Source organism: Exiguobacterium sp. s83 (assembly GCF_018617095.1).
Taxonomy (GTDB): Bacteria; Bacillota; Bacilli; order Exiguobacteriales; family Exiguobacteriaceae; genus Exiguobacterium; species Exiguobacterium profundum.
On sequence record NZ_JACSJP010000001.1, the window covers coordinates 418534 to 441261 of the forward strand.

Annotated in this window: 22 protein-coding genes; all 22 read left to right on the forward strand. The window is 51.0% G+C overall.

The annotated features are described in order from the left end of the window. The first annotated feature begins 37 nt into the window (after nt 1–37). A complete protein-coding gene (ftsZ, locus tag KNO73_RS02140) occupies nt 38–1180 on the forward strand; it encodes a cell division protein FtsZ (RefSeq protein ID WP_015881313.1) in 1143 nt (380 codons plus the stop codon). A 51-nt stretch (nt 1181–1231) separates the two neighbouring features. Beyond that, entirely contained in the window at nt 1232–1993 is a 762-nt protein-coding gene (gene pgeF, locus KNO73_RS02145; RefSeq protein ID WP_214687901.1) for a peptidoglycan editing factor PgeF, read from the forward strand. Further along, nucleotides 1990–2643, forward strand: coding sequence for a YggS family pyridoxal phosphate-dependent enzyme (locus KNO73_RS02150; RefSeq protein ID WP_214684527.1), 654 nt, complete (start codon nt 1990–1992; stop codon nt 2641–2643). Before pgeF ends, KNO73_RS02150 begins: the two co-directional genes overlap by 4 nt. Nucleotides 2644–2666: 23 nt before the next feature. Beyond that, nucleotides 2667–3137, forward strand: a complete 471-nt coding sequence (locus KNO73_RS02155; protein ID WP_214687903.1) for a cell division protein SepF — start codon at nt 2667–2669, stop codon at nt 3135–3137. A 4-nt stretch (nt 3138–3141) separates the two neighbouring features. Continuing rightward, nucleotides 3142–3411: a YggT family protein gene (locus tag KNO73_RS02160; RefSeq protein ID WP_015881317.1), complete on the forward strand. Its 270-nt coding sequence runs from the start codon at nt 3142–3144 to the stop codon at nt 3409–3411. Between the two features lie 3 nt (nt 3412–3414). Next, complete coding sequence (locus tag KNO73_RS02165; RefSeq protein WP_078146656.1) at nt 3415–4185, forward strand: YlmH family RNA-binding protein; 771 nt, start codon at nt 3415–3417, stop codon at nt 4183–4185. Between the two features lie 18 nt (nt 4186–4203). Further along, nucleotides 4204–4752, forward strand: a complete 549-nt coding sequence (locus KNO73_RS02170) for a DivIVA domain-containing protein (protein WP_074037318.1) — start codon at nt 4204–4206, stop codon at nt 4750–4752. 275 nt (nt 4753–5027) lie between these two features. After that, nucleotides 5028–7754 carry an isoleucine--tRNA ligase gene (ileS, locus tag KNO73_RS02175; protein ID WP_215111994.1) on the forward strand — a complete coding sequence of 909 codons (2727 nt, stop codon included), beginning with the start codon at nt 5028–5030 and terminating at the stop codon, nt 7752–7754. 57 nt (nt 7755–7811) lie between these two features. Further along, nucleotides 7812–8285, forward strand: a complete 474-nt coding sequence (gene lspA, locus KNO73_RS02180) for a signal peptidase II (RefSeq protein ID WP_214757134.1) — start codon at nt 7812–7814, stop codon at nt 8283–8285. Next, the gene (locus KNO73_RS02185) at nt 8285–9196 is read left to right on the forward strand and encodes an RluA family pseudouridine synthase (protein WP_215111995.1); all 912 of its coding nucleotides are present in this window, start codon (nt 8285–8287) and stop codon (nt 9194–9196) included. The genes lspA and KNO73_RS02185 overlap by 1 nt, the downstream gene beginning before the upstream one ends. Before the next feature lie 154 nt (nt 9197–9350). Then, nucleotides 9351–9929, forward strand: a complete 579-nt coding sequence (gene pyrR, locus KNO73_RS02190) for a bifunctional pyr operon transcriptional regulator/uracil phosphoribosyltransferase PyrR (RefSeq protein ID WP_251024823.1) — start codon at nt 9351–9353, stop codon at nt 9927–9929. Nucleotides 9930–9977: 48 nt separating this feature from the next. Beyond that, nucleotides 9978–11282, forward strand: a complete 1305-nt coding sequence (locus tag KNO73_RS02195; protein WP_015881324.1) for a uracil-xanthine permease family protein — start codon at nt 9978–9980, stop codon at nt 11280–11282. Between the two features lie 129 nt (nt 11283–11411). Continuing rightward, the gene (locus tag KNO73_RS02200) at nt 11412–12326 is read left to right on the forward strand and encodes an aspartate carbamoyltransferase catalytic subunit (protein WP_082132012.1); all 915 of its coding nucleotides are present in this window, start codon (nt 11412–11414) and stop codon (nt 12324–12326) included. Then, on the forward strand, nt 12323–13603 hold the full coding sequence (locus KNO73_RS02205; protein WP_215111996.1) for a dihydroorotase: 1281 nt from the start codon (nt 12323–12325) through the stop codon (nt 13601–13603). Before KNO73_RS02200 ends, KNO73_RS02205 begins: the two co-directional genes overlap by 4 nt. Continuing rightward, a complete protein-coding gene (locus KNO73_RS02210; protein WP_214813452.1) occupies nt 13581–14663 on the forward strand; it encodes a carbamoyl phosphate synthase small subunit in 1083 nt (360 codons plus the stop codon). Before KNO73_RS02205 ends, KNO73_RS02210 begins: the two co-directional genes overlap by 23 nt. 1 nt (nt 14664) lies before the next feature. After that, a complete protein-coding gene (carB, locus tag KNO73_RS02215) occupies nt 14665–17868 on the forward strand; it encodes a carbamoyl-phosphate synthase large subunit (RefSeq protein WP_078146662.1) in 3204 nt (1067 codons plus the stop codon). Then, on the forward strand, nt 17865–18584 hold the full coding sequence (locus KNO73_RS02220) for a dihydroorotate dehydrogenase electron transfer subunit (protein WP_078146663.1): 720 nt from the start codon (nt 17865–17867) through the stop codon (nt 18582–18584). Before carB ends, KNO73_RS02220 begins: the two co-directional genes overlap by 4 nt. After that, entirely contained in the window at nt 18581–19507 is a 927-nt protein-coding gene (locus tag KNO73_RS02225) for a dihydroorotate dehydrogenase (protein ID WP_047795437.1), read from the forward strand. The genes KNO73_RS02220 and KNO73_RS02225 overlap by 4 nt, the downstream gene beginning before the upstream one ends. After that, nucleotides 19482–20186 carry an orotidine-5'-phosphate decarboxylase gene (gene pyrF / locus KNO73_RS02230; protein ID WP_078146665.1) on the forward strand — a complete coding sequence of 235 codons (705 nt, stop codon included), beginning with the start codon at nt 19482–19484 and terminating at the stop codon, nt 20184–20186. The genes KNO73_RS02225 and pyrF overlap by 26 nt, the downstream gene beginning before the upstream one ends. Further along, a complete protein-coding gene (gene pyrE / locus KNO73_RS02235; protein ID WP_078146666.1) occupies nt 20170–20796 on the forward strand; it encodes an orotate phosphoribosyltransferase in 627 nt (208 codons plus the stop codon). Before pyrF ends, pyrE begins: the two co-directional genes overlap by 17 nt. A gap of 89 nt (nt 20797–20885) precedes the next feature. Further along, a complete protein-coding gene (locus tag KNO73_RS02240; RefSeq protein ID WP_015881333.1) occupies nt 20886–21716 on the forward strand; it encodes a hypothetical protein in 831 nt (276 codons plus the stop codon). Continuing rightward, nucleotides 21713–22651 carry an FUSC family protein gene (locus KNO73_RS02245; RefSeq protein WP_078146667.1) on the forward strand — a complete coding sequence of 313 codons (939 nt, stop codon included), beginning with the start codon at nt 21713–21715 and terminating at the stop codon, nt 22649–22651. The genes KNO73_RS02240 and KNO73_RS02245 overlap by 4 nt, the downstream gene beginning before the upstream one ends. Nucleotides 22652–22728 lie beyond the last annotated feature (77 nt).

The following is a 22728-nucleotide window of genomic DNA, read 5'->3' on the forward strand; positions in this document are numbered from 1 at the left end:
GTAATACAACTTGGAAAATACGTAGGGGGATACCTGAATGATGTACTTTGATGAGGCGATTGACGCCGTAGCGAAAATTAAAGTAATTGGAGTCGGTGGCGGCGGGTCAAACGCCGTTAACCGCATGATTGAACATGGGGTACAAGGAGTCGAGTTCATCGCAGTCAACACGGATGCACAAGCGTTGAACATGTCGAAAGCCGACGTGAAGCTTCAGCTTGGTGCAAAATTGACACGTGGTCTCGGTGCAGGTGCGAACCCGGATATCGGTAAAAAAGCGGCTGAAGAAAGCCGCGAACAGTTGATTGAAGCACTTGACGGTGCGGACATGGTGTTCGTCACGGCTGGGATGGGTGGCGGAACCGGAACAGGTGCCGCTCCAGTCATCGCCGAGATTTCAAAAGAAATCGGCGCACTCACGGTCGGTGTCGTGACGAAACCGTTCATGTTCGAAGGACGGAAGCGTATGCAACACGCACAGCACGGCATTCAAGCGTTCAAAGAAAAAGTAGATACCCTCATTGTGATTCCGAACGATAAGCTCCTTGAAATCGTGGAACGCAACACACCGATGATCGAAGCGTTCCGTGAAGCGGATAACGTCCTCCGTCAAGGTGTACAGGGGATCACGGACTTGATTGCCATCCCGGGTCTCATTAACCTCGACTTCGCGGACGTGAAAACGATCATGACGGAGAAAGGGTCTGCCCTCATGGGTGTCGGTGTCGCGACAGGTGAAAACCGTGCCGTTGAAGCAGCGAAGAAAGCCATTTCGTCACCACTTCTCGAATCTTCAATCGAAGGTGCGAAAGGTGTCTTGATGAACATCACTGGTGGACTTAGCCTCAGCTTGTTCGAAGTGACAGAGGCGGCTCAAATCGTTCAAAGTGCGGCCGATGAAGAAGTGAACTTGATCTTCGGTTCGGTCATCAACGAAAACTTGAACGATGAGATCATCGTCACCGTGATTGCAACTGAATTCGCTGAAGAAGCACAAGGGACGAACCCGTTCCTTCAGCAGCCGAAAAAACAGCCTGAGGTTGAGAACAAGGAACCCCAACCAAAAGCAAATGAAGCGGCTCAACAAGACGAAGGGAACTTCCATCGCCCAGTGTATGGAGGAGACGTCCCAGACGAGACGATCAACATCCCTGCGTTTGTGAGACAACGCCGTAACTAAACAACTAGGGGTGCCGGTACTCGGCATCCCTTTTTCTAAAAGGAGAGACCGATGCAACTGCTACATACTTGGGAAACCGAAACAGCCCGTTATCATGCTTACGTGACGACACGAAAAGATGGACACAATGCGGGAAACGTCGGACTGCACGTGGGCGATGAAATCGACCGCGTCGTCGAAAATCGGCAACAGTTCTTTCAACAAGCTGGGCTCGCGTTAGAGGACTCCGTGTGGGCGGATCAAGTGCACGGCACAGCGGTCCAGGTCGTCGATTCGTCGGACAAAGGTAAGGGTGCGTTTCGATATGAAGAGGCGATTCCGAAAACAGACGGTCTTCTCACGACCGAAGACGCGCTACCGTTAGCCCTCGTCTTTGCTGATTGTGTGCCTCTCTTCTTCTGTGCGAAAGATCATGGGGTCATCGGCATCGCTCATGCTGGGTGGAAGGGGACGGTCGGAAACATCGTCAAGACCATGATGCAGATGTTTGCTGAGAAGGGAATCGAGGCGACCGATGTAGAAATGCTCGTCGGTCCGTCCATCTCAGGAAGTGACTATGAGGTCGATGGTCGTGTCCTGCATGCCGTCCGGGACGTTTCGCCGGTCGCATATGAACGGGCAGTGCGAAACGAATCGGGAGACCACGCCCTCTTGTCCCTTCAAACCGTCAATGAAGTATTGGCAAAAGAACATGACACTGCGGTCATGCAATCGAATTTAACGACTGGCGCGGACAGCCCGTTTTTCTCCTATCGAGACGGAGAGACGAAACGTCGGTTTGCGGCAGTCATCGTCAAGGAGCGGAAATCGTGAGTATTTCAGATAATGTAAAACAAGTTCAATCCATCATTTCATCACACGTTCAAGAAGTTGAGCCGACACTCATCGCCGTCACGAAATCCGTAGGCGTCGATGTGGCCAACGCTCTTTACGCAGAAGGAATTCGTGATTTCGGAGAAAACCGTCCGGATTCACTGCTCGAGAAAGTTGAAGGGATGCCGAAGGATGCCAGATTTCATTTTATCGGTACGTTACAGACACGAAAAGTGAGACAAATCATTGATTACGTCGCGGCCATCCACTCTCTTGACCGGTTGTCTCTCGCAGCAGAGATTGACAAGCGCGCGAACGGGACAATCGATTGTTTCGTTCAAGTGAACACGTCAGGAGAAGATTCAAAACATGGTCTCGAAATAGAGGAAGTCGTGCCCTTCATCGAGAACTGTAAACAGTATCCTCATATTCGAATCATCGGGCTGATGACGATGGCACCGTTCACTGAAGAAGAGTTCGTCCTTCGTGAAACGTTCCGCCGTCTCCGTCATCTACGTGATGAAGTGAAGGCAAATGCGTATGACCACGCACCATGCACGGAGCTGTCGATGGGGATGTCAAACGATTATCCAATCGCGATTGAAGAAGGCGCATCGTTTGTTCGTATTGGTACCGTACTTGTGCAATAATATATCTTAAGGAGGAATCCGTTATGTCAATCAAAAACAAAATGAAAGATTTCTTTGGACTCGAAGAAGATCCGAACAACACATATGATGAAGAAGAGTATGCTGTCGCAAATGCAGCAGCTCCTTCTACAACCGAAACATCGGTTGTCAGACAGGATGATCGTCCAAAATCAGCGAACAATCTCGTGGCGTTAAATACGAAAAAGAAAGACCGTTCGAAAGTCGTATTGGCTGAGCCACGTGTGTTCGCTGAAGCGCAAGACATTAGCGATCATTTGAAAGAAAACCGTGCTGTCATCGTCAATCTTCAGCGCATGTCAAAAGAGCAATCGCGTCAAGTCGTCAACTTCCTCTCAGGTGTCGTATACGCCCTTGAGGGATCGATGACTTCGATTGGACATAACACGATTCTGTGTACTCCGAACAATGTCGAATTGACTGGTTCAATCTCAAACTTGATCTCGGAGGATGAACTTCACAGTAAAGGGTGGTAACTGAATGGAAAACGTAATCCCTGCCTTAGGCAACACGTTGAGCGACTTACTTGGCATCTATAGTTGGGTCCTCATCGGCTATATCTTATTATCGTGGTTCCCGAACGCACGCGAATCTAAATTTGGTCAAATCTTATCGTTTTTGTGTGAACCGTTCTTGGCGCCGTTTCGCCGAATCATCCCGCCGATTGGTGGCATGCTCGATATCTCCCCAATCGTCGCGTTGTTCGTGCTTCGCATGGCACAAGCCGGAATCGCTGCGATCTTTGGGTGACGTATGAGCGTCTATGACCATTATCGACCAAGTGAACGCGCGTTCGTGGAACAAGTGCTCGACTGGGTACAACAAGTGGAGAATAGCTATGTGTTGAAATTGACGGATTTTCTCGATCCACGTGAACAGCAAATCGTCAAACAACTCGTCGGGAAACAACTTGTCATTCATGATGATGGCGGATTTGAAGGCGCGGAACGACGTCGTCTGATTTTAGCGCCGGATTACTATGAACTCAATCCAGATGATTTTGAGATTGAGATCCGTCGAATCGAGTACCCAACAAAATTCGTGGACTTGACGCATCGACAAGTGACAGGGACATTGCTGAACGCTGGACTGAAACGTCAAAAGTTCGGAGATGTCGTTCTTGACGATGAGATTGTACAATTTGCGACGACGCGTGAAGCGGTCGGGTTCATTGAAATGAATCTTGAACGTGTCGGAAAAGCGAGAGTTCGCATTTCTTCCGTGCCAAAAGACGAGGTTCTTGTCGTCCCTGCGACCGAATGGATCGAAGGGTTCGGCATCGTCTCTTCCTTACGATTTGATACGGTCGCAAGCGAGGTGCTTAACATCTCTCGGCAAAAAGCGCAGGCGCTCGTCAAACATGGCGACTGTAAAGTGAATCATAAAGTCATTGAAGACGCGAGCTTCATCCTTGAACCGGATGATCTTTTATCCGTCCGTGGATATGGTCGCATCAAATTGATGGAGATTCTCGGATCGACCAAACGTGAAAAAATTAAAATCCAGTATGGCACCATACGTTGAAATTAGGAGGAAAGTCGAATGGCGTTGACACCGATTGATATTCATAATAAAGAATTCTCTTCCCGTTTTCGTGGGTACGACATCGATGAGGTCAATGAATTTTTAGATCAAATCATTAAAGAGTTTGAACTATTGATTCGTGAGAATCGACGGTATGAAGAACTTGTCAACGATATGCAAGCCCGCATTGACTACTTCTCCTCGATGGAAGATACGTTGAACAAATCGATTATCGTCGCGCAGGAAGCGGCGGAAGAAGTGAAGAACAATGCTCAAAAAGAAGCGAGTCTCATCTTGAAACAAGCGGAACGTGAAGCGTTCGCTCGTGAAGAGGAAGCGGCGCGCAAAGAGCAACTTGCTGAACGAGAAGTCGTTCAAATGCTCAAGAAAGTCGAGTTGTATCGGACACGCTTCCGCGTCCTCGTCGATGCGCAAATGGAACTTCTCAACAGTACGGAATGGGAAACGATTGTCGGGGAACCGCCTGTGCAGACGGTTCTTGACGATAGAACAGAACTTGCGTATAATGACGACGAAGTCACACGTAATGAAGAACAACACGGATAAATGATCAACACGTTGAGTAGGACGCGTCGATCGAGTCATACCTACGAAGCGACTTAGGGACGGTGAGAGCCTAGGAGAAAGACTTGAATCGGTATCCCCTATGAGTCGTCACGCTGAACTGAAGTAAGCGTGACCGCCTGACCTCGTTATCGGTTACCGAGAGCGGTCTCATGATGATGAGACTAGTAGGGTGGTACCGCGAGTCAACCAACTCGTCCCTATCAGGGATGGGTTGGTTTTTTTGTTTTCTAAAAAATGTTGATGGAGGAGTTTCGATGAACTACAAAGACACGCTATTAATGCCAAACACAGAATTCGCGATGCGTGGGAATTTACCAAAGCGCGAACCAGCGATGCAAACAGAATGGGAAGATATGGACCTTTACAACAAGGTGCAAGAAAAAAATGCTGGGAAACCACAATATATCTTACATGATGGACCTCCATATGCGAACGGTGACATCCACATGGGACACGCGATGAACAAAGTATTGAAAGACATCATCGTTCGTTTCAAAGGGATGAACGGCTATCAGTCTCCAATGATTCCAGGATGGGACACGCACGGTCTTCCAATCGAGAACGCCCTTCAAAAAGCAGGCGTCAATCGTAAGGAAATGACAGTCGCGGAATTCCGTGAAAAGTGTGCAGAGTATGCGATGGAGCAAGTGAACTCGCAACGCGAACAATTCAAACGTCTCGGTCTTCTCGCAGACTTTGAGAACCCATACATCACGCTCCTTCCTGAATACGAAGCGGCACAGATTCGTTTGTTCGGGTCGATGGCTGAGAAGGGTTACATCTACAAAGGGAAAAAACCAGTCTACTGGTCGCCGTCTTCTGAATCGGCACTCGCGGAAGCAGAGATTGAATATTACGATAAAAAATCACCAGCCATCTACGTGGCGTTCCGTGTCGTGGACGGTAAAGATACGTTGACGTCAGATGATCACTTCGTCATCTGGACAACAACGCCTTGGACAATCCCGGCGAACCTTGGGATTGCGGTGAGTGACGAGTTGACTTACACGCGAATCGAACATGAAGGAAAAGGCTATATCGTCGCGGAAACGCTCGTCGAAGAAGTGACGGCAGCGCTCGGATGGACGGATTACACGGTGAGCGGGTCTTGGAACGGACGTGACTTCGAGTACATGACGGCTCAACATCCATTGTATGACCGGACGTCACTCGTCATCCTCGGCGACCACGTCACTGCGGATGCGACTGGACTCGTTCATACAGCACCTGGACACGGGGAAGACGACTATCGTGTCGGACAGGCTTACGGATTAGACGTCCTTTGCCCGGTGGATGACCGTGGCTACATGACAGACGAAGCCCCTGGTTTCGAAGGTCTCTTCTACGAAGATGCGAACAAACAAATCGGTATGAAACTTGAAGAGAACGGCTACTTGCTCAACTTGAAGTTCATCAAACACTCGTACCCGCATGACTGGCGTACGAAGAAACCGGTCATCTTCCGTGCGACGCCACAATGGTTCGCATCGATCAAAGATTTCCGTGAAGACATGCTCCGTGAAATCGAGGAAGTGAATTGGGTCCCTGAATGGGGAATGACACGTCTTTACAACATGGTCCGTGACCGTGGAGACTGGGTCATCAGCCGTCAGCGTGCTTGGGGTGTTCCAATCCCAATCTTCTATGCGGAAGATGGAACGGAAATCATCACGAACGAGACGATTGACCACATCGCGAACCTGTTCCGCGAGCACGGGTCGAACGTTTGGTATGAGCGTGAAGCGAAAGACCTTCTCCCTGCAGGGTTCACTCACCCGAACAGCCCGAACGGAGAGTTCCGTAAAGAACTCGACATCATGGACGTCTGGTTCGATTCAGGTTCTTCACACGCTGGTGTATTAGAAGAACGCGAAAACCTTCGTCGTCCGGCAGACCTTTATCTTGAAGGATCGGACCAATATCGTGGTTGGTTCAACTCATCACTCTCGACGGCCGTTGCGACGACTGGGAAAGCACCGTACCGGAACGTCTTGAGTCACGGATTCGTCCTCGATGGGGACGGACGCAAAATGTCGAAATCGCTCGGTAACACGATTGCACCGAATGATCTCGTGAAGCAGTACGGCGCCGAAATCGTACGCCTCTGGGTCGCATCCGTCGACTATCAGTCTGACGTACGCGCGTCACACGATAACTTCAAACAAGTGTCAGAAGTTTACCGGAAGATGCGTAACACGATCCGCTTCTTACTCGGGAACTTGAACGGGTTCGAGCCGTCGATGCGTGTCGCATTCGAGGATATGCCGGAAGCGGACCGCTTCATGGCGACGAAGCTCAAACAATTGCAGAAAAAAGTTGTCAAAGCATATGATGAGTTTGACTTTATGGCCGTGTATCACTTCGTTCATAACTTCTGTGTCAACGAGTTGTCATCGTTCTACCTCGACTTCACAAAAGATATCCTATATATCGAACGTGAAGACGATCTCCGTCGTCGTGCCGTTCAGACGGTCATGTACGATGCCGTCGTCCTCTTGACGAAACTATTGGCTCCAATCCTTCCACACACTGCCGATGAGGCATGGAAAGAAGTGCCTGGAAAGTCAGAAGCAAGCATCTTCTTGACGGATTTAGAAGAAGTAGATGCATTGACTGCTGACGAACAAGCGTTGCTTGAGAAATGGTCGAAATTCCTCGTCTTCCGTGACGATGTCCTCAAAGCGATCGAAATCGCACGTGGCGAGAAGTTGATCGGGAAACCGCTCGAGGCGAAGTTGATTCTCGCACCAAAAGCAGAGACTGCCGACTTGTTGAACACGATCGACAACGTCAGCCAACTGCTTCAAGTATCGCAAGTGGAGTGGGCTGAGACGGCAGACGTCGATTATGCGACGACGAAAATCACAGTCATGAAAGCAGATGGAGCCGCTTGTGCACGTTGTTGGACATACTCGACAGAGCTTGGACAAAACGAAGAGCATCCAGAGCTTTGCCCACGCTGTGCATCAGTAATCGGTTAAGACGAACCGGAGTGGCGTCCCCACTCCGGTTTCTTAACGGCTTGAAAGGAGACGCATATGAAACGATATTATGGATTGGCGCTCATCTTGATTTTGATCGATCAACTCACAAAATGGGTGGTCATTCAAACGATGACAATTGGTCAATCAATTGAAGTCATCCCGAACTTGTTATACTGGACGTCCTACCGCAATAAAGGAGCGGCTTGGGGGATGTTAGAAGGACAGATGGCGTTCTTCTTTATCATCACCATACTTGTCGTTGCCGGACTCGTTTACTTCTTGCACAAAGAGGTGAACGGCTATCAGCTCATCGGATATAGTGTCGGATTCCTGTTGGCCGGTGCCATCGGTAACTTTATTGATCGCTTGTTCCGTGGCGAAGTCGTCGACTTTGTCGATACGTATCCGTTCGGATACAACTTCCCGATTTTTAACGTGGCTGATATGGCACTCACGTTTGGTGTCATCTTGATGGTCATCGGGATTTTATTTGAAGAAAAATTACACAAAGAAAGGGGACAATCGTAATGGAATCGTATACTTTTGTCGCCGATGAAAAGGCAAGGATTGATAAGTGGGTCAGTGACCGTGGTGAATGGTCACGCTCTCAAGTACAGGAATGGATCAAGACGGGAGCCCTCCTCGTCAACGGTAGTGCAGTGAAAGCGAACTACAAGCTTCAAGTGGGGGATGAAGTGGAAGTGAACGTGCCGGAAGCGGTCGAACTCGAAGTATTGCCTGAAGACATCCCGCTCGAGATCGTCTTTGAAGACGAGGACGTCATCGTCGTCAACAAGGCACGCGGGATGGTCGTTCACCCTGCAACTGGACACACGTCAGGGACGCTCGTCAATGCGCTACTTTATCATTGTGATGACCTCTCGGGTATCAACGGTGTCAAACGTCCAGGAATCGTCCATCGGATTGATAAGGACACGACGGGTCTTCTCATGGTCGCCAAAAATGACTTGGCCCATGAATCGCTGGCGAGCCAGTTGAAGGACAAGACCATCAAACGCGAGTATATCGCGCTCGTCCATGGCGAACTCGTCCACGAACTTGGAACGATTGAAGCACCGATTGGTCGCGATACGAATGATCGTCAGCGAATGACTGTGACGGACCGGAACGCAAAAGAAGCCGTGACGCACTTCCGTTTACTCGAACGTTATAAAGACTTCACGCTCGTGGAGTGTAAATTAGAGACTGGACGCACGCATCAGATTCGCGTTCATATGCGTTATATCGGTCATCCGCTCGCCGGTGACCCGAAATATGGTCCACGCCGCACGATTGATTTGGGCGGTCAAGCGCTCCATGCGGCAACACTCGGATTCCACCATCCACGTACGAAAGAATGGATGGAGTTTGAGGCACCATTACCAGAAGACTTCAAGGCGGAACTCGCAAAATTGGATAAAATCGAGAAAACTCGTTGACTTCTGTCACATTCCGATTTATAGTCTAGGAAGCATAACACCTTTAAACCCAGTCCAGAGAGGCTGTGAAAGGATTGTGACCGCGGTCACATGTACGTCAATTCAACCCCGGCAGTCGTATGCCGTTTTTGATGAAGACTCCCTTTCCAGCCGGATGAGGGAGTCTTCTTTTTTACTGAAGTTTGGAAGGAGGAATCACGTGAAACAATCAGTCATTTTAGATGAGTCAGCCATCCGTCGTGCCTTGACCCGAATCGCACACGAGATTATCGAGCGAAACAAAGGAATCGATGACGTCGTCCTCGTCGGAATCAAGACGAGAGGCGAGACGCTCGCTGACCGACTCGCTCGCCGAATCGAGGAGATTGAAGGCAAGCCGGTCGCACTCGGCAATCTCGATATCACGCTTTACCGGGATGACTTATCGAAGAAGTCGTTAGACCCTGAAGTCAAAGCGACAGAGCTACCCCATGATATCAATGGAAAGACGGTCGTCCTCGTCGACGACGTCCTCTATACCGGTCGAACAGTTCGTGCCGCAATGGACGCGCTTGTCGACCATGGTCGTCCGGATTATATCCAACTCGCTGTCTTGATTGACCGAGGCCATCGGGAACTTCCGATTCGACCAGATTTTATCGGAAAGAACGTTCCGACGTCCAAGTCCGAGCAAGTCGTTGTCCGACTCAGTGAAGTCGACACGGCGGATGAAGTCACGATCCATCAGCAATAAACGCATACCTTTAAGGTGGTCCAGAGAGGCCAGGAAGGAGAATTCAATATGAAACAACCTGTTCTACACATCCACGAGCGTCCAGCTCACTTTCCACAATGGCTATTATTCAGCCTTCAACACGTCTTCGCCATGTTCGGAGCGACGATTTTAGTCCCGATTTTGACAGGATTAAATACATCGGTCGCCCTCGTCGCTTCCGGCGTGGCCACGCTCTCATTCTTAGCGATTACACGCTTCAAAGTCCCAACATACTTAGGTTCAAGTTTTGCCTACATCGCCCCAATCATAGCGGTCAGCCAGCAATGGGGTGTCGAAGCCGCACTCTTCGGCGGAATCGTCGCCGGGTCTGTATACGGGGTCGTTTCCTTGATCATCTATAAGACGGGCGTCAACTGGTTGCTCCGATTGCTCCCACCGGTCGTCGTCGGACCGGTCATCATGGTCATCGGACTCTCGCTTGCACCGGTCGCCATCGACATGTCGATGAATCAAGATGGTGCCTATAACGGAACGTTCATGACGATTGCCCTGCTTACACTTGGAATCACGATGCTCGCCATGACGAAGCTGAAAGGTGTCTGGGGTGCCGTCCCGATCCTCTTTGGAATCGTTGGAGGATACGCAGTCGCAGCCGCATTCGGCATCATCGATTACTCACCGATTCAACAAGCCAGCCTGTTCCAACTTCCTGACTTCACGATGGTGTTCGTCGACTACATGCCGATGTGGCAAGTCGGGGCCCTTCTCGCCATCGTTCCGGTCGCGCTCGTCACAATGACGGAGCACATCGGAGATCAGATGGTCACGTCGAAAATCATCGGACGAGAGACGATGAAAGACCCAGGTCTCCATCGCACGCTACTCGGAGACGGAGTAGGAAAAGCCGTTGCCTCTGCACTCGGTGGACCACCATGTACGACTTACGGTGAGAACAACGGCGTCATGGCCATCACACGAGTCTACAGTGTCTACGTCATCGCCGGCGCAGCACTCATGGCCATCAGCTTCGGATTCCTCGGTCACATTGAAGCGTTCATCTCGACCATCCCGAACCCGGTCAAAGGTGGAATCTCGATCCTCTTGTTCGGTGTCATCGCGTCGAACGGATTACGGACGATGGTGGAGAGCAAAGTCGACTTGGCAGAAAAGCGCAACTTGATCATCTCATCGGTCATCCTCGTCATCGGACTCGGTGGTGCGATGGTTCAAATCGGGAGCTTCCCGGTACAAGGCATGGCGCTTGCGACGGTCGTCGGTATTTTGTTAAACGCCATCTTACCGCATGAAGAAGACGATACAGCAGTCGAAGTCAACACAACTGAAGAAACGAAACAAGCAAGTAACTTTTAATTCGATCCCGTGAGGTCGGCAAAGTGAAGGCTCGTTTATTTGGGTGTACCCTGCCCAGATAAAGGCGTCCCTTCACATCGGTGAAGAGGCGCCTTTTCTCTTTGCCTCTAATAAAAGGAGGAGACGAACATGAATACGATGCAAACAAACGTGAAACCGGTCAAACACTTCGTCAGTTTGGACACACTTTCCCTTGAGGAGATCATGGGCATGATTGAAGAATCATTGCGCTACAAGCAAGGTGACCTCCCCCCACTATTTGATGGAAAAACGGTCGCAAACCTGTTCTTTGAAAACTCGACGCGTACGAAAAATTCGTTTCAAATGGCCGAGCGCCACTTGAACATGCAAGAGATTCCGTTCGATGTGACGACGTCATCGGTCACGAAAGGGGAGACGCTCTACGATACGTGTAAAACGCTCGAAGCCATCGGCGTGGACGCGCTCGTCATTCGACATCCGGAAGCGGGCTATTATCACGAACTTGTGGAGAAGTTGAATATCCCGGTGTTGAACGGAGGGGACGGGAGCGGGGAACATCCATCCCAATCATTGCTCGATCTCGTCACCATCTTTGAAGAGTTCGGAACGTTCCAAGGATTGAACGTCGCCATCTGTGGTGACCTCGTCCATAGTCGGGTCGCCCGCTCGAACGCAAGCGTCTTGAAGCGCCTCGGAGCAAACGTGGTCGGTTGTAGTCCTGCCTCTTGGTGGGATGACTCGATGGGGCTAGAGCGAAAAGAACTCGATGACATCCTAGGCGAATGTGACGTCATCATGTTGCTCCGTGTACAACACGAGCGCCATATCATGGGAGACGTCTTCTCGAAAGAAGCGTATCACACACAGTTCGGTTTGACGGTCGAACGCGTCGAGCGAATGAAAGCAGGCGCCATCATCATGCACCCGGCTCCGGTCAATCGGGATGTAGAGATTGCTGGAAGTCTGATCGAACATGAACGGTCACGCATCTTCCCACAAATGAAGAATGGGGTGTACGCCCGGATGAGCATCTTAAATCGAGCATTAGGAGGACAACAATGATACTTCAAAACGCGACATGGTATGACAAGGGAACGAAACGCACGACAAACATTCACGTGAAAGACGGAAAGATAAAATCACTCGACTATAAAGGGAAGACCACGGGACAAGAAATGCTCGATGCGACAGGTTATCTGCTCGCACCAGGACTCGTCGATGTCCACGTCCACTTGCGTGAACCAGGTGGCGAGGCGAAAGAGACGATTCGAACGGGAACGATGGCTGCCGCGGCGGGCGGGTTCACGACCATCTGCTCGATGCCGAACACGAGACCGGTTCCAGACGATCGCGAAACAATGGACGTCCTCCTTCAAAAAATCGAACAAGATGCGGTCGTACGTGTGTTACCTTACGCCGCTATCACGAAACGACAGCTCGGTGAAGAACAGGTCGACATGGAATCGCTCGCAGATGCCTTCGCCTTTACGGATGACGGTGTTGGTGTCCAATCGGCGGCGATGATGCGACAAGCCATGCGTGAAGCGAAACGATTGAACAAAGCAGTCGTCGCCCACTGTGAGGACAATACGTTGAAGGCCGGATCGGTCCACGAGGGCAAATTCAGTGAGGCGCATGGCATTCAAGGAATTCCGAGCCTTGCAGAGAGCATCCATATCGCTCGCGACGTTTTGATTGCTGAAGAGACAGGGTGTCATTATCATGTCTGTCACGTCTCATCCCGCCAATCGGTTCGTGTCATTCGGGATGCGAAACGAGCCGGAATCCACGTGACCGCAGAAGTGACGCCGCATCATCTCGTCTTGAGTGAGGATGATATTCCAGGACTCGATGCAAACTTCAAGATGAATCCACCGCTACGAAGCGAGGATGATCGACAGGCCCTCCTTGAGGGATTGTTTGACGGAACGATTGACATGATCGCAACGGATCATGCCCCCCATACAGTAGAAGAAAAGGCACAAGGGATAGAGCGGGCTCCGTTTGGGATTACCGGTTTCGAGACGGCCCTTCCACTTCTCTACACGACATTCGTGAAGACGGGCATCATGGAAGAGCGTCAGTTGCTCGACTGGATGACGAAACGTCCGAGCGACGTATTCGGTTTATCAAGAGGGGAACTGAAAGTTGGGGCGGATGCGGACCTGATTCTCATCGATACGGAAACGTCTCGGACGGTCGATCCTACGACATTTTATTCAAAAGGAAAGAATACACCGTTCGCAGGGGAAAAGCTTGTCGGATGGCCGGTCATGACGATGGTCGGTGGCGAAATTGTATATAAGGGGCGATTTGATGAAACGAACATTATGGCTTGAAGATGGAATGAAATTTGTCGGTAAAGGATTCGGGGCACCGGCTGATACGATGGGGGAAGTCGTCTTCCAGACAGGGATGACAGGATACCAAGAAATCTTATCGGATCCATCATACTGCGACCAAATGATTGTATTGACGAACCCATTGATCGGGAACTATGGCGTCAATCGTGAGGATTTTGAAACGACAATTCCGATGGCAAAAGCGTTGATTGTAAAAGAAGTATGCGATACGCCTTCGAACTTCCGTTCAACGGCGACACTCGATGCGACACTCACCCGCTTCGGCATTCCGGGGCTCTCGGATATCGATACACGGATGTTGACACGTCATTTACGAGCGAAAGGGGTCATGCGCGGTGTCCTCATCGATGGAGAGTTGACGTGGGACGAGGTACGGATCCGCTTTGATGAAGAATCGCCGAACGATCAAGTCGCACGCGTATCGACGAAGCGGACTTATGTGAGTACGGGAACCGGCCCTCGCATCGCTTTGATCGACTTCGGGGCGAAACTTGGAATCATGCGCGAGTTGATGAAACGAGATTGTGAGGTCGTCGTCTTTCCGCACGATGTGACGGCAGAGGACGTATTACGGTATGAGCCGGACGGTATCATGTTGTCAAATGGACCAGGAGATCCGAAAGACGTTCCGACCGCACTGCCGCTCATCGAGCAACTGATGCCGACGACACCGATGTTCGGAATTTGTCTCGGTCACCAGCTGATTGCTCTCGCAAACGGTGCAAACACCTTCAAGCTTCCGTTCGGACATCGTGGCGCGAATCATCCGGTGCTCGAGCTTGAGACTGGTGCCGTGACCATCACTTCTCAAAACCATGGATATGCGGTTGAGGAAACGTCACTGCTCGATACACCGCTCATCGTCACACACCGTGCGGTCAATGACGGAACGATCGAAGGGGTAAGACATCTCCATCACCCGACCTTCTCGGTACAGTATCATCCGGAGGCAGCACCAGGACCGTTCGACGCCAACGACTTATTTGACCGATTCATGCAACTCGTACAAGAAAACAAACAGAAAGTGGGAATTTGACATGCCAAAACGACCAGATATTCAGAAAATCCTCGTAATCGGATCAGGACCGATTGTAATCGGACAAGCAGCGGAGTTTGATTATGCTGGTACACAGGCATGTCTTGCCTTGAAAGAAGAAGGCTACGAAGTCATCCTCGTCAACTCGAATCCGGCTACCATCATGACGGATCCGACGACGGCGGACCGTGTCTATATCGAACCGCTCGAACCAGAATTCGTCGAGCGAATCATCCGGCAGGAACGTCCGGATGCACTCCTTGCCACGCTTGGCGGGCAGACAGGTTTGAACTTGGCTTTTGAACTCGACAAGCGGGGCGTCTTGCGAGATTGTGGCGTGGAGCTACTCGGGACGAAACTGTCTGCAATCGTTCAAGCGGAAGACCGGGAACAGTTCCGTAACTTGATGTTCGAACTTGGTCACGGCGTACCTGAAAGTGAGATCGTCCATACGCTCGAGTCTGCTTGGGGATTTGCGGAACGGATCGGGTACCCGATCATCATCCGACCTGCGTACACGCTCGGGGGAACCGGTGGCGGGATTGCCCATGACCGGGAGTCGTTCGAGCAAATCGTTGAATCTGGATTAAAGGCGAGTCCTGTGACGCAAGTCTTGTTGGAAAAATCGATTGCCGGGATGAAAGAAGTCGAGTTCGAGGTCATGCGTGACTCGAGTGACCAAGCCATCATCGTCTGTGCGATGGAAAACTTTGATCCGGTCGGAGTCCACACCGGTGACTCCATCGTATTCGCCCCTACGCAGACGCTGTCAGATCGGGATTATCAGATGCTTCGTAGCGTCTCTCTCGATATCATTCGGGCACTCGGGATCGAGGGTGGATGTAACATCCAATTCGCACTCGACCCAGACAGTTTCACGTACTACGTCATCGAAGTGAATCCACGTGTTTCACGGAGTTCAGCGCTCGCATCAAAAGCGACAGGCTATCCGATTGCCAAGCTGGCTGCGAAAGTCGCTGTCGGTTACAAGTTGTCAGAATTAAAAAACCCGGTCACCGAGACGAGCTACGCCTCGTTCGAACCGGCGCTCGATTACGTCGTCGCCAAAATCCCACGCTTCGCCTTCGATAAGTTTGAGTCCGCGGATCGCCGCTTAGGCACACAAATGAAGGCGACGGGTGAGGTCATGGCCATCGGTCGGAATTTAGAAGAGGCTTTGCTAAAAGCCGTTCGCTCGCTCGAGCTGGGGATGGAAGAACTTCACCTTCCACAACTTTCTGCATTAGACACAGAACAGCTCGAGCATGGACTCATTCATCCGACAGACGAGCGTCTGTTCATCGTCTATGAGGCCCTTCGTCGCGGATACTCGGTAGAAACGCTACACCAACTGACAAAAATCGATCGATTCTACTTACAGAAATTAAACCGGATCTGGCAAGCTGAGCAACAACTGATTAAGGAACCGTTGACATCAGAACGTCTGCTGGATGTGAAACGTCTAGGGTTCAGTGATGTGGCAATCGCGCGTATGCTGTCGATGGATACGGAAGCGGTTCGTACGAAACGGAAAGAATGGAACATTCGTCCCGTCTATAAGATGGTCGATACGTGCGCAGCCGAGTTCGCATCGGAGACACCGTACTTCTACGGGACGTATGAAGTGGAGAACGAAGCGGTGAAGACAGACCGGGAGTCCATCCTCGTCCTCGGATCAGGTCCGATTCGAATCGGACAAGGTGTCGAGTTCGACTATGCGACCGTCCACTCGATCGATACGATTCGCGATGCAGGATACGAAGCCATCATCATCAACAACAACCCGGAAACGGTCTCGACGGACTTCTCCATCTCCGATCGGTTGTACTTCGAGCCGTTGACAACAGAAGACGTGTTGGAGGTCATCGAGAACGAGAACCCGCTAGGTGTCATCGTCCAATTCGGTGGACAGACTGCCATCAACTTGGCGGCATCGCTAGAAGCGAACGGCGTGAAAATTCTTGGGACGACCCTCGAAGATATCGACCGTGCCGAAGACCGGAAGGCGTTCGAAGCCACATTGTCAGCGGAACGATTGGCTCAACCACCAGGAAAGACGGCGACAAATGTGGAAGAGGCCGTCGCTTGTGCGAACGAACTCGGCTATCCGGTACTCGTCCGACCATCGTACGTGCTCGGGGGACGAGCGATGGAAATCGTATATGAACAGTCTGAGCTTGAGCGGTACATGCGACATGCGGTCATCGCCTCAAAAGATCGACCGGTTCTCATCGATCGCTATTTAACGGGGATTGAGATTGAAGTCGATGCCATCTGTGACGGGACGGACGTCTATATCCCGGGGATCATGGAGCATATCGAACGTGCCGGCGTACATTCGGGTGATTCGATTGCCGTCTATCCGCCGCAACGACTCAGTGAAGAACTGAAACAAAAAGTCGTCGATTATACGATTAAGTTGGCGAAAGCGTTCCGCATCAAAGGTCTGCTCAACATCCAGTTCGTCTATGCGGATGACTTGTATGTCATCGAGGTGAACCCACGTGCGAGCCGGACGGTCCCATTCATCTCGAAAGTGACGGGGTTACCGGTCGCACGAATTGCTACGCAAACGATTCTTGGGACGAGTTTGAAAGAACTCGGTCTTGGGACAGGCATTCATCCTGAGTCGGACAGTATCTCGGTCAAAGTACCGGTCTTCTCGTTCGCGAAATTGAAAGAAGTAGACCCATCGCTCGGACCTGAGATGAAGTCGACAGGGGAGGTCATGGCGACAGATCGCACGCTCGAAAAAGCGCTCTATAAAGGGCTCGTCGCAGCAGGGATGAACATCGCCTTGAAAGGGAACGTGCTCATGACGATTGCCGACCATGACAAGGATGAGGCCATCGCCTTGGCGAAACGTTTCGACCGCCTCGGTTTCCGACTCATGGCAACGAGTGGGACGGCTGATTGTCTCGAAGCGGAACAGATGCGTGTTCGTCGAGTCGGGAAAATTCAAGAAGACGGTGAGACGATGCTCAGTGTGATCGAGCGAGGAGACGTCGACTTGATCATCAATACAACGAGTCGCGATGCACTCGTCACGAAAGACGGGTTCTTGATTCGAAGAACGGCCGCCGAGCAGGGCACGCTTTGCCTTACCTCGCTCGATACAGTCGAAGCGTTGTTACAAGTCATTGAAAGCCTGTCGTTCCAAACGGTCAGCATCCCGGCATTCACAACGTTCGGGGTGATGGTATGAGACATGACGTGACGATTGTCAGCAATCGACAAATCGCCAAAGCGACGATGGAAATGAAAGTCCGTTGCCCTGGGGTGGAGATCGCCCCTGGGACGTTCTTTCACATCAAGACGTCCGGTCTGTTACGTCGACCGTTATCGGTGGCGAACGTCGAGGGGGACGAAATTACCTTCTTATACAAAGTGATTGGGGAAGGGACAACTGAGCTTTCGGGGAAACGCGTCGGGGACACACTAGACGTCCTTGGTCCGCTCGGGAACGGTTTTCCCCTAGCGCAACATGGAAAGCGAGTCGTCCTGGTCGGAGGTGGGATTGGGGTCCCACCGCTTTACTACGTCAGACGCCGACTCCATGAGATGGGGATTGAAACGATTGCAATTCTCGGGTTTGATTCAAAAGAAAGCGTCTTTTATGAAGAAGCCTTTCGTGAACTTGGTGAGACGATCATCACGACAGTAGACGGTACTCACGGGGAGCTTGGCTTCGTCACTGGCCCCCTCGCACGCATCGAGGCGGATGTGTTGTTCAGCTGTGGTCCGGAAGCGATGTTAAAGGCAGTTGCCACTTCGCCCATTCCTGAACGATATCTCTCAATCGAGAATCGGATGGGTTGTGGCATCGGTGCTTGTTTTGCCTGTGTCTGTCAAGCACCGGGGGGCTATGTGAAAGTCTGTAGTGACGGTCCGGTATTCAATGCGGAAGAGGTGCTGTTATGAGATTGAATGTCGAGTTACCAGGTCTTCGTTTAAAAAACCCAATTATTCCGGCTTCCGGATGTTTCGGATTTGGAGAGGAATTCGCGAAACTGTATGACCTCTCCATCTTAGGAGGCATCATGATCAAAGCAGCGACGGAGGAATCGAGATTCGGAAATCCGACCCCACGTGTCGCCGAGACGGCACAGGGCATGCTCAACGCGATCGGACTTCAAAATCCAGGTGTCGATGCGATCATCGAAGAAAAATTACCATTCCTCTCAACGTTCGATACGGAGATCATCGCCAACGTTGCCGGTTCGACGCCAGATGAATACGTGGAAGTCGCCCGTCGAATCAGCGCCGACCCGACGATTAAAGCCATCGAATTGAACATCTCATGCCCGAACGTGAAATGTGGGGGCATGCAGTTCGGGACGGACCCGGTAATGGCCGCAGAACTCACGCGACTCGTCAAAGCGGCTTCGAGTAAGCCGGTCTATGTCAAACTGTCTCCGAACGTCACGTCGATCACGGACATGGCGCGAGCTGTCGAGGCGGCCGGCGCGGACGGCTTGACGATGATCAACACACTCGTTGGGATGCGAATCGATATCGAGACAGGACGACCGATTTTAGCGAACCGAATCGGTGGGTTATCCGGTCCGGCCATCAAACCGGTGGCGGTCCGGATGGTATATGAAGTCGCGCAAGCGGTCAACATACCGATCATCGCCATGGGCGGGGTTCGGACGGTAGACGATGTGCTTGAGTTCATTTACGCCGGGGCGTCTGCCGTTGCCGTCGGGACGGCGAACTTTGAAAATCCATACGTCTGTCAGGAAATCATTGAAGCGTTACCGGCACGACTTGATTCACTCGGAATCGAACATATTTTGGATGTGAGGGGGAAGGCCTATGCGCAACTTGTATCTCGCCCTTGACGTTGAAACGCGGGACGAAGCGTTTCATTTGTTAAAACGATTTTCAAACCGACCGGCTGTCAAAGTCGGGATGGAACTCTTTTATCGGGAAGGCGCATGCTTTGTCGAAGAATTGGTCGACGAGGGTTATCCGGTCTTTCTAGATGTGAAAGTACACGATATCCCGGAGACGGCACGCCGTACGATGCGACAAATCGGAAAGCTCGGGGTGGCTGTGACGAATGTCCACACATTAGGCGGCGAAAAGATGATGCGCTATGCGTTAGACGGGTTACGTCAGGCAAACGATACGACTCGATTGATCGGGGTCACACAGTTGACGTCGACAGATGAACGAATGATGCAGACAGAGCTCGGGATTGCCGGACGACTCGATCAAGCCGTTCTCAGACAAGCGACACTCGCGAAACAGGCGGGACTTGACGGAGTGGTCGCATCCGTCCAGGAAGCGAAAGCGATTCATCAGAAACTCGGGGACACGTTCATGACGGTCACACCGGGCATCCGACTCGGTGCAACCGAGGATGATCAAGTCCGTATCGCGACGCCGCATGAAGCGAGACTGGCGGGTGTTCACTCAATCGTCGTCGGTCGACCGATTACACGTGCGACTGATCCGATGGCCATGTACGATCAATTTATGAAGGAATGGGGACAAATGAATGAAACAAATCGCTGAGGCACTTTTACAGATTGAAGCCGTCACACTATCACCGACTGAGCCGTATACATGGTCGAGCGGATTGAAGAGTCCGATCTACTGCGACAATCGACTTACACTCAGTTTTCCGAATGTGCGTCAAGTCATCGTCGATGGATTGGTGAAGTCAGTGAATCCGACTGAAGTCGATGTGATTGCAGGGACGGCCACGGCAGGTATCCCTCACGGGGCGTTGCTCGCTGACCGACTCGGTCTCCCGTTCATTTATGTCCGGTCGAGTGCAAAAGGGCATGGGAAAGGTAATCAAATTGAAGGAAGACTCGAGGCAGGCGCTCGAGTACTCGTCATCGAGGATTTATTGTCGACAGGGATGTCGAGTATCGATGCGGCGAAGGCGATTCGTCAGGCGGGTGGTGACGTCATTGGGATTCAAGCCATCTTCTCGTACGGATTACCGGTTCTTCAGAAGAATCTAGCCGATGCAGATCTGACGGCAACATCGTTGACGACGTTCTCAGAATTGATTGAAGTGGCAGAGAGTACGGGCGTTCTAAACCGTTCGGAGCTCGATTCGCTTCGCGACTGGCAAGAAGATCCTCGTGCCTGGAGCGACCTCGTCACCTCTTAAGAATCCACCTTCGGGCGGATTCTTTTTCGATTCGGCATATGTCATACTTCATGGTAAAATAACGGAAGTGATTCGAAAAGGAGAGGCATATGGCGTATTCAAGAAGCAAAGAGAAGACATGGAACGCACGATTTCGTGCAATTCCAAAACATCGTAAAATCGCCTTCGGTCTCGTCTTGACCATCATCCCAGCGCTCTTTTTTGTGAATTTATTTGTATTCAGTCATCTATTAGCGCTAGGAGACCAGTATGAAGACCGATATCAAATGAAGAAATTGCGACTCGAAACAGACCATGGGAACGTGGAATTTGTTCGTAGTCCAAATGAAAAGGTACAGATTGAAGTGATGCAGACCAATTCGAAAGAACGGCGCATCAAAGTCAAATCAGTCGGGGACACGATCTACGTCGTCGAGCGATATGGCTGGTTCAGCTATTTCGGAAGTCGGGCGAGCGATGAACCGTCGCGCTATAAGATTAAAGTCGCTTTGCCGAGCTCGATGACATCGGTTCATCTAGGAGCGGAGCAGGTGACAGGACAAGGATTGAATGCGAAGACGATTGTCATGGATGTGAATGCCGTCAATTTGAAACAGATTGATAGTGATCGACTGCGGATTGAATCGAAAAGCGATACGACTATCGAATCGGCACGACTTGTGACCGGTGACATTCGGTCCTATCGTCATGCGACTGTCAGTGATGTCGTCGTCAATCAAGCGATGACCATCCAGACGGAAGCCGGGACGCTCAGTTACGCGCCGAAACATGCGACAGGACAAGTGAACGTGACGACGACTGGAAAAGTCTCGAGTAGCGACCGTTACGAAGAAGTCGAACCCGGTGTGTATCAATTGTCGACATCGAATCGACCGGTGGTGGAACTGATTTCTGAGACAGGGAAGGTCGAACTGAAATGAATGGAAAACGATACATCCCGAAAGTCGGGTTACGTACGTTAAAAACCGGAATCGCCGTCGCCATCACCGTCGCCATCTCGTGGTATATCTTCGGGATCTATTCAGGGATGGGGGCCATCGCAGCAGTCGTGGCGATGCAACCGACCGTCAAGCGGTCATCTAAAATCGTGTTCAGTCGTATATTCGGAACGGTCGTCGGTCTTATGTGTGGACTTTTCATCGTCTATTTGTTCGGTGTCAATCCGCTCTCGATCGGATTAGCCGTCATCGTTTCGCTCACACTCAACACGACGTTCGATAAGACCCATATGTCGACGTATGCAGCGTTTGCCATCGTCATGATGCTCGAAAGTCCTACATCGGACTTCTTCCATTATGCGTGGACCCGTTCGTTATTGACAGCGGTCGGTGTGTTCGTTTCACTCGGTGTCAATTACGCATTCATGCCACCCCGTTATGAGGACCGATTGTTGAACGAGGTACGTAAGACTTCTTCTTATCTGTTCCATCATTGGCGAGAGCTCGTCGGTTCCCCGACAGAACTGCTCGAGACGCGAGCCCGCATCCTTGGCCATCAAGAGCTTCATATGATGCTCCAAGAGGATATGAAAGTGACGAACGTCAAATTGAAGCATATGACAATCAAACAGTACCGATTGTTGATTCACCTTGAAGACAAGCTGGTCTTGTTGCTAGAGAGTCTCGCCGAGCATCGAGAAGCTTTCCTTTTGATGAGTGAGGAAGAGCGACAGGCGTTTGAGTCTGAGTTCTTATACTTACTGGCACACCATCACGACATTCTCTATACATGTGACAAGCCCTATTCACTCTTCAAACTTCCACATGAAGATTTATCCGTTTCAGAAATTTTATACGGGCATTTGCTCGACTATCATGAACAGCTCGAGGCGTTCAAGCATGATCCGAAAACGTGAACCCTCTACACGTAGAAGACCCGCCATGATCATGACGGGTCCAGCTTGTTGACAAATAACATGTTCGAACTCGTCCT

Bases quoted from the DNA above. Each gene is read 5' to 3' on its own strand.
- ftsZ (WP_015881313.1), top strand. From the start codon at position 38: ATGATGTACTTTGATGAGGCGATTGACGCCGTAGCGAAAATTAAAGTA.
- pgeF (WP_214687901.1), top strand. From the start codon at position 1,232: ATGCAACTGCTACATACTTGGGAAACCGAAACAGCCCGTTATCATGCT.
- KNO73_RS02155 (WP_214687903.1), top strand. From the start codon at position 2,667: ATGTCAATCAAAAACAAAATGAAAGATTTCTTTGGACTCGAAGAAGAT.
- KNO73_RS02160 (WP_015881317.1), top strand. From the start codon at position 3,142: ATGGAAAACGTAATCCCTGCCTTAGGCAACACGTTGAGCGACTTACTT.
- KNO73_RS02165 (WP_078146656.1), top strand. From the start codon at position 3,415: ATGAGCGTCTATGACCATTATCGACCAAGTGAACGCGCGTTCGTGGAA.
- KNO73_RS02170 (WP_074037318.1), top strand. From the start codon at position 4,204: ATGGCGTTGACACCGATTGATATTCATAATAAAGAATTCTCTTCCCGT.
- ileS (WP_215111994.1), top strand. From the start codon at position 5,028: ATGAACTACAAAGACACGCTATTAATGCCAAACACAGAATTCGCGATG.
- lspA (WP_214757134.1), top strand. From the start codon at position 7,812: ATGAAACGATATTATGGATTGGCGCTCATCTTGATTTTGATCGATCAA.
- KNO73_RS02185 (WP_215111995.1), top strand. From the start codon at position 8,285: ATGGAATCGTATACTTTTGTCGCCGATGAAAAGGCAAGGATTGATAAG.
- pyrR (WP_251024823.1), top strand. From the start codon at position 9,351: ATGAGGGAGTCTTCTTTTTTACTGAAGTTTGGAAGGAGGAATCACGTG.
- KNO73_RS02195 (WP_015881324.1), top strand. From the start codon at position 9,978: ATGAAACAACCTGTTCTACACATCCACGAGCGTCCAGCTCACTTTCCA.
- KNO73_RS02200 (WP_082132012.1), top strand. From the start codon at position 11,412: ATGAATACGATGCAAACAAACGTGAAACCGGTCAAACACTTCGTCAGT.
- KNO73_RS02205 (WP_215111996.1), top strand. From the start codon at position 12,323: ATGATACTTCAAAACGCGACATGGTATGACAAGGGAACGAAACGCACG.
- KNO73_RS02210 (WP_214813452.1), top strand. From the start codon at position 13,581: ATGAAACGAACATTATGGCTTGAAGATGGAATGAAATTTGTCGGTAAA.
- carB (WP_078146662.1), top strand. From the start codon at position 14,665: ATGCCAAAACGACCAGATATTCAGAAAATCCTCGTAATCGGATCAGGA.
- KNO73_RS02220 (WP_078146663.1), top strand. From the start codon at position 17,865: ATGAGACATGACGTGACGATTGTCAGCAATCGACAAATCGCCAAAGCG.
- KNO73_RS02225 (WP_047795437.1), top strand. From the start codon at position 18,581: ATGAGATTGAATGTCGAGTTACCAGGTCTTCGTTTAAAAAACCCAATT.
- pyrF (WP_078146665.1), top strand. From the start codon at position 19,482: ATGCGCAACTTGTATCTCGCCCTTGACGTTGAAACGCGGGACGAAGCG.
- pyrE (WP_078146666.1), top strand. From the start codon at position 20,170: ATGAAACAAATCGCTGAGGCACTTTTACAGATTGAAGCCGTCACACTA.
- KNO73_RS02240 (WP_015881333.1), top strand. From the start codon at position 20,886: ATGGCGTATTCAAGAAGCAAAGAGAAGACATGGAACGCACGATTTCGT.
- KNO73_RS02245 (WP_078146667.1), top strand. From the start codon at position 21,713: ATGAATGGAAAACGATACATCCCGAAAGTCGGGTTACGTACGTTAAAA.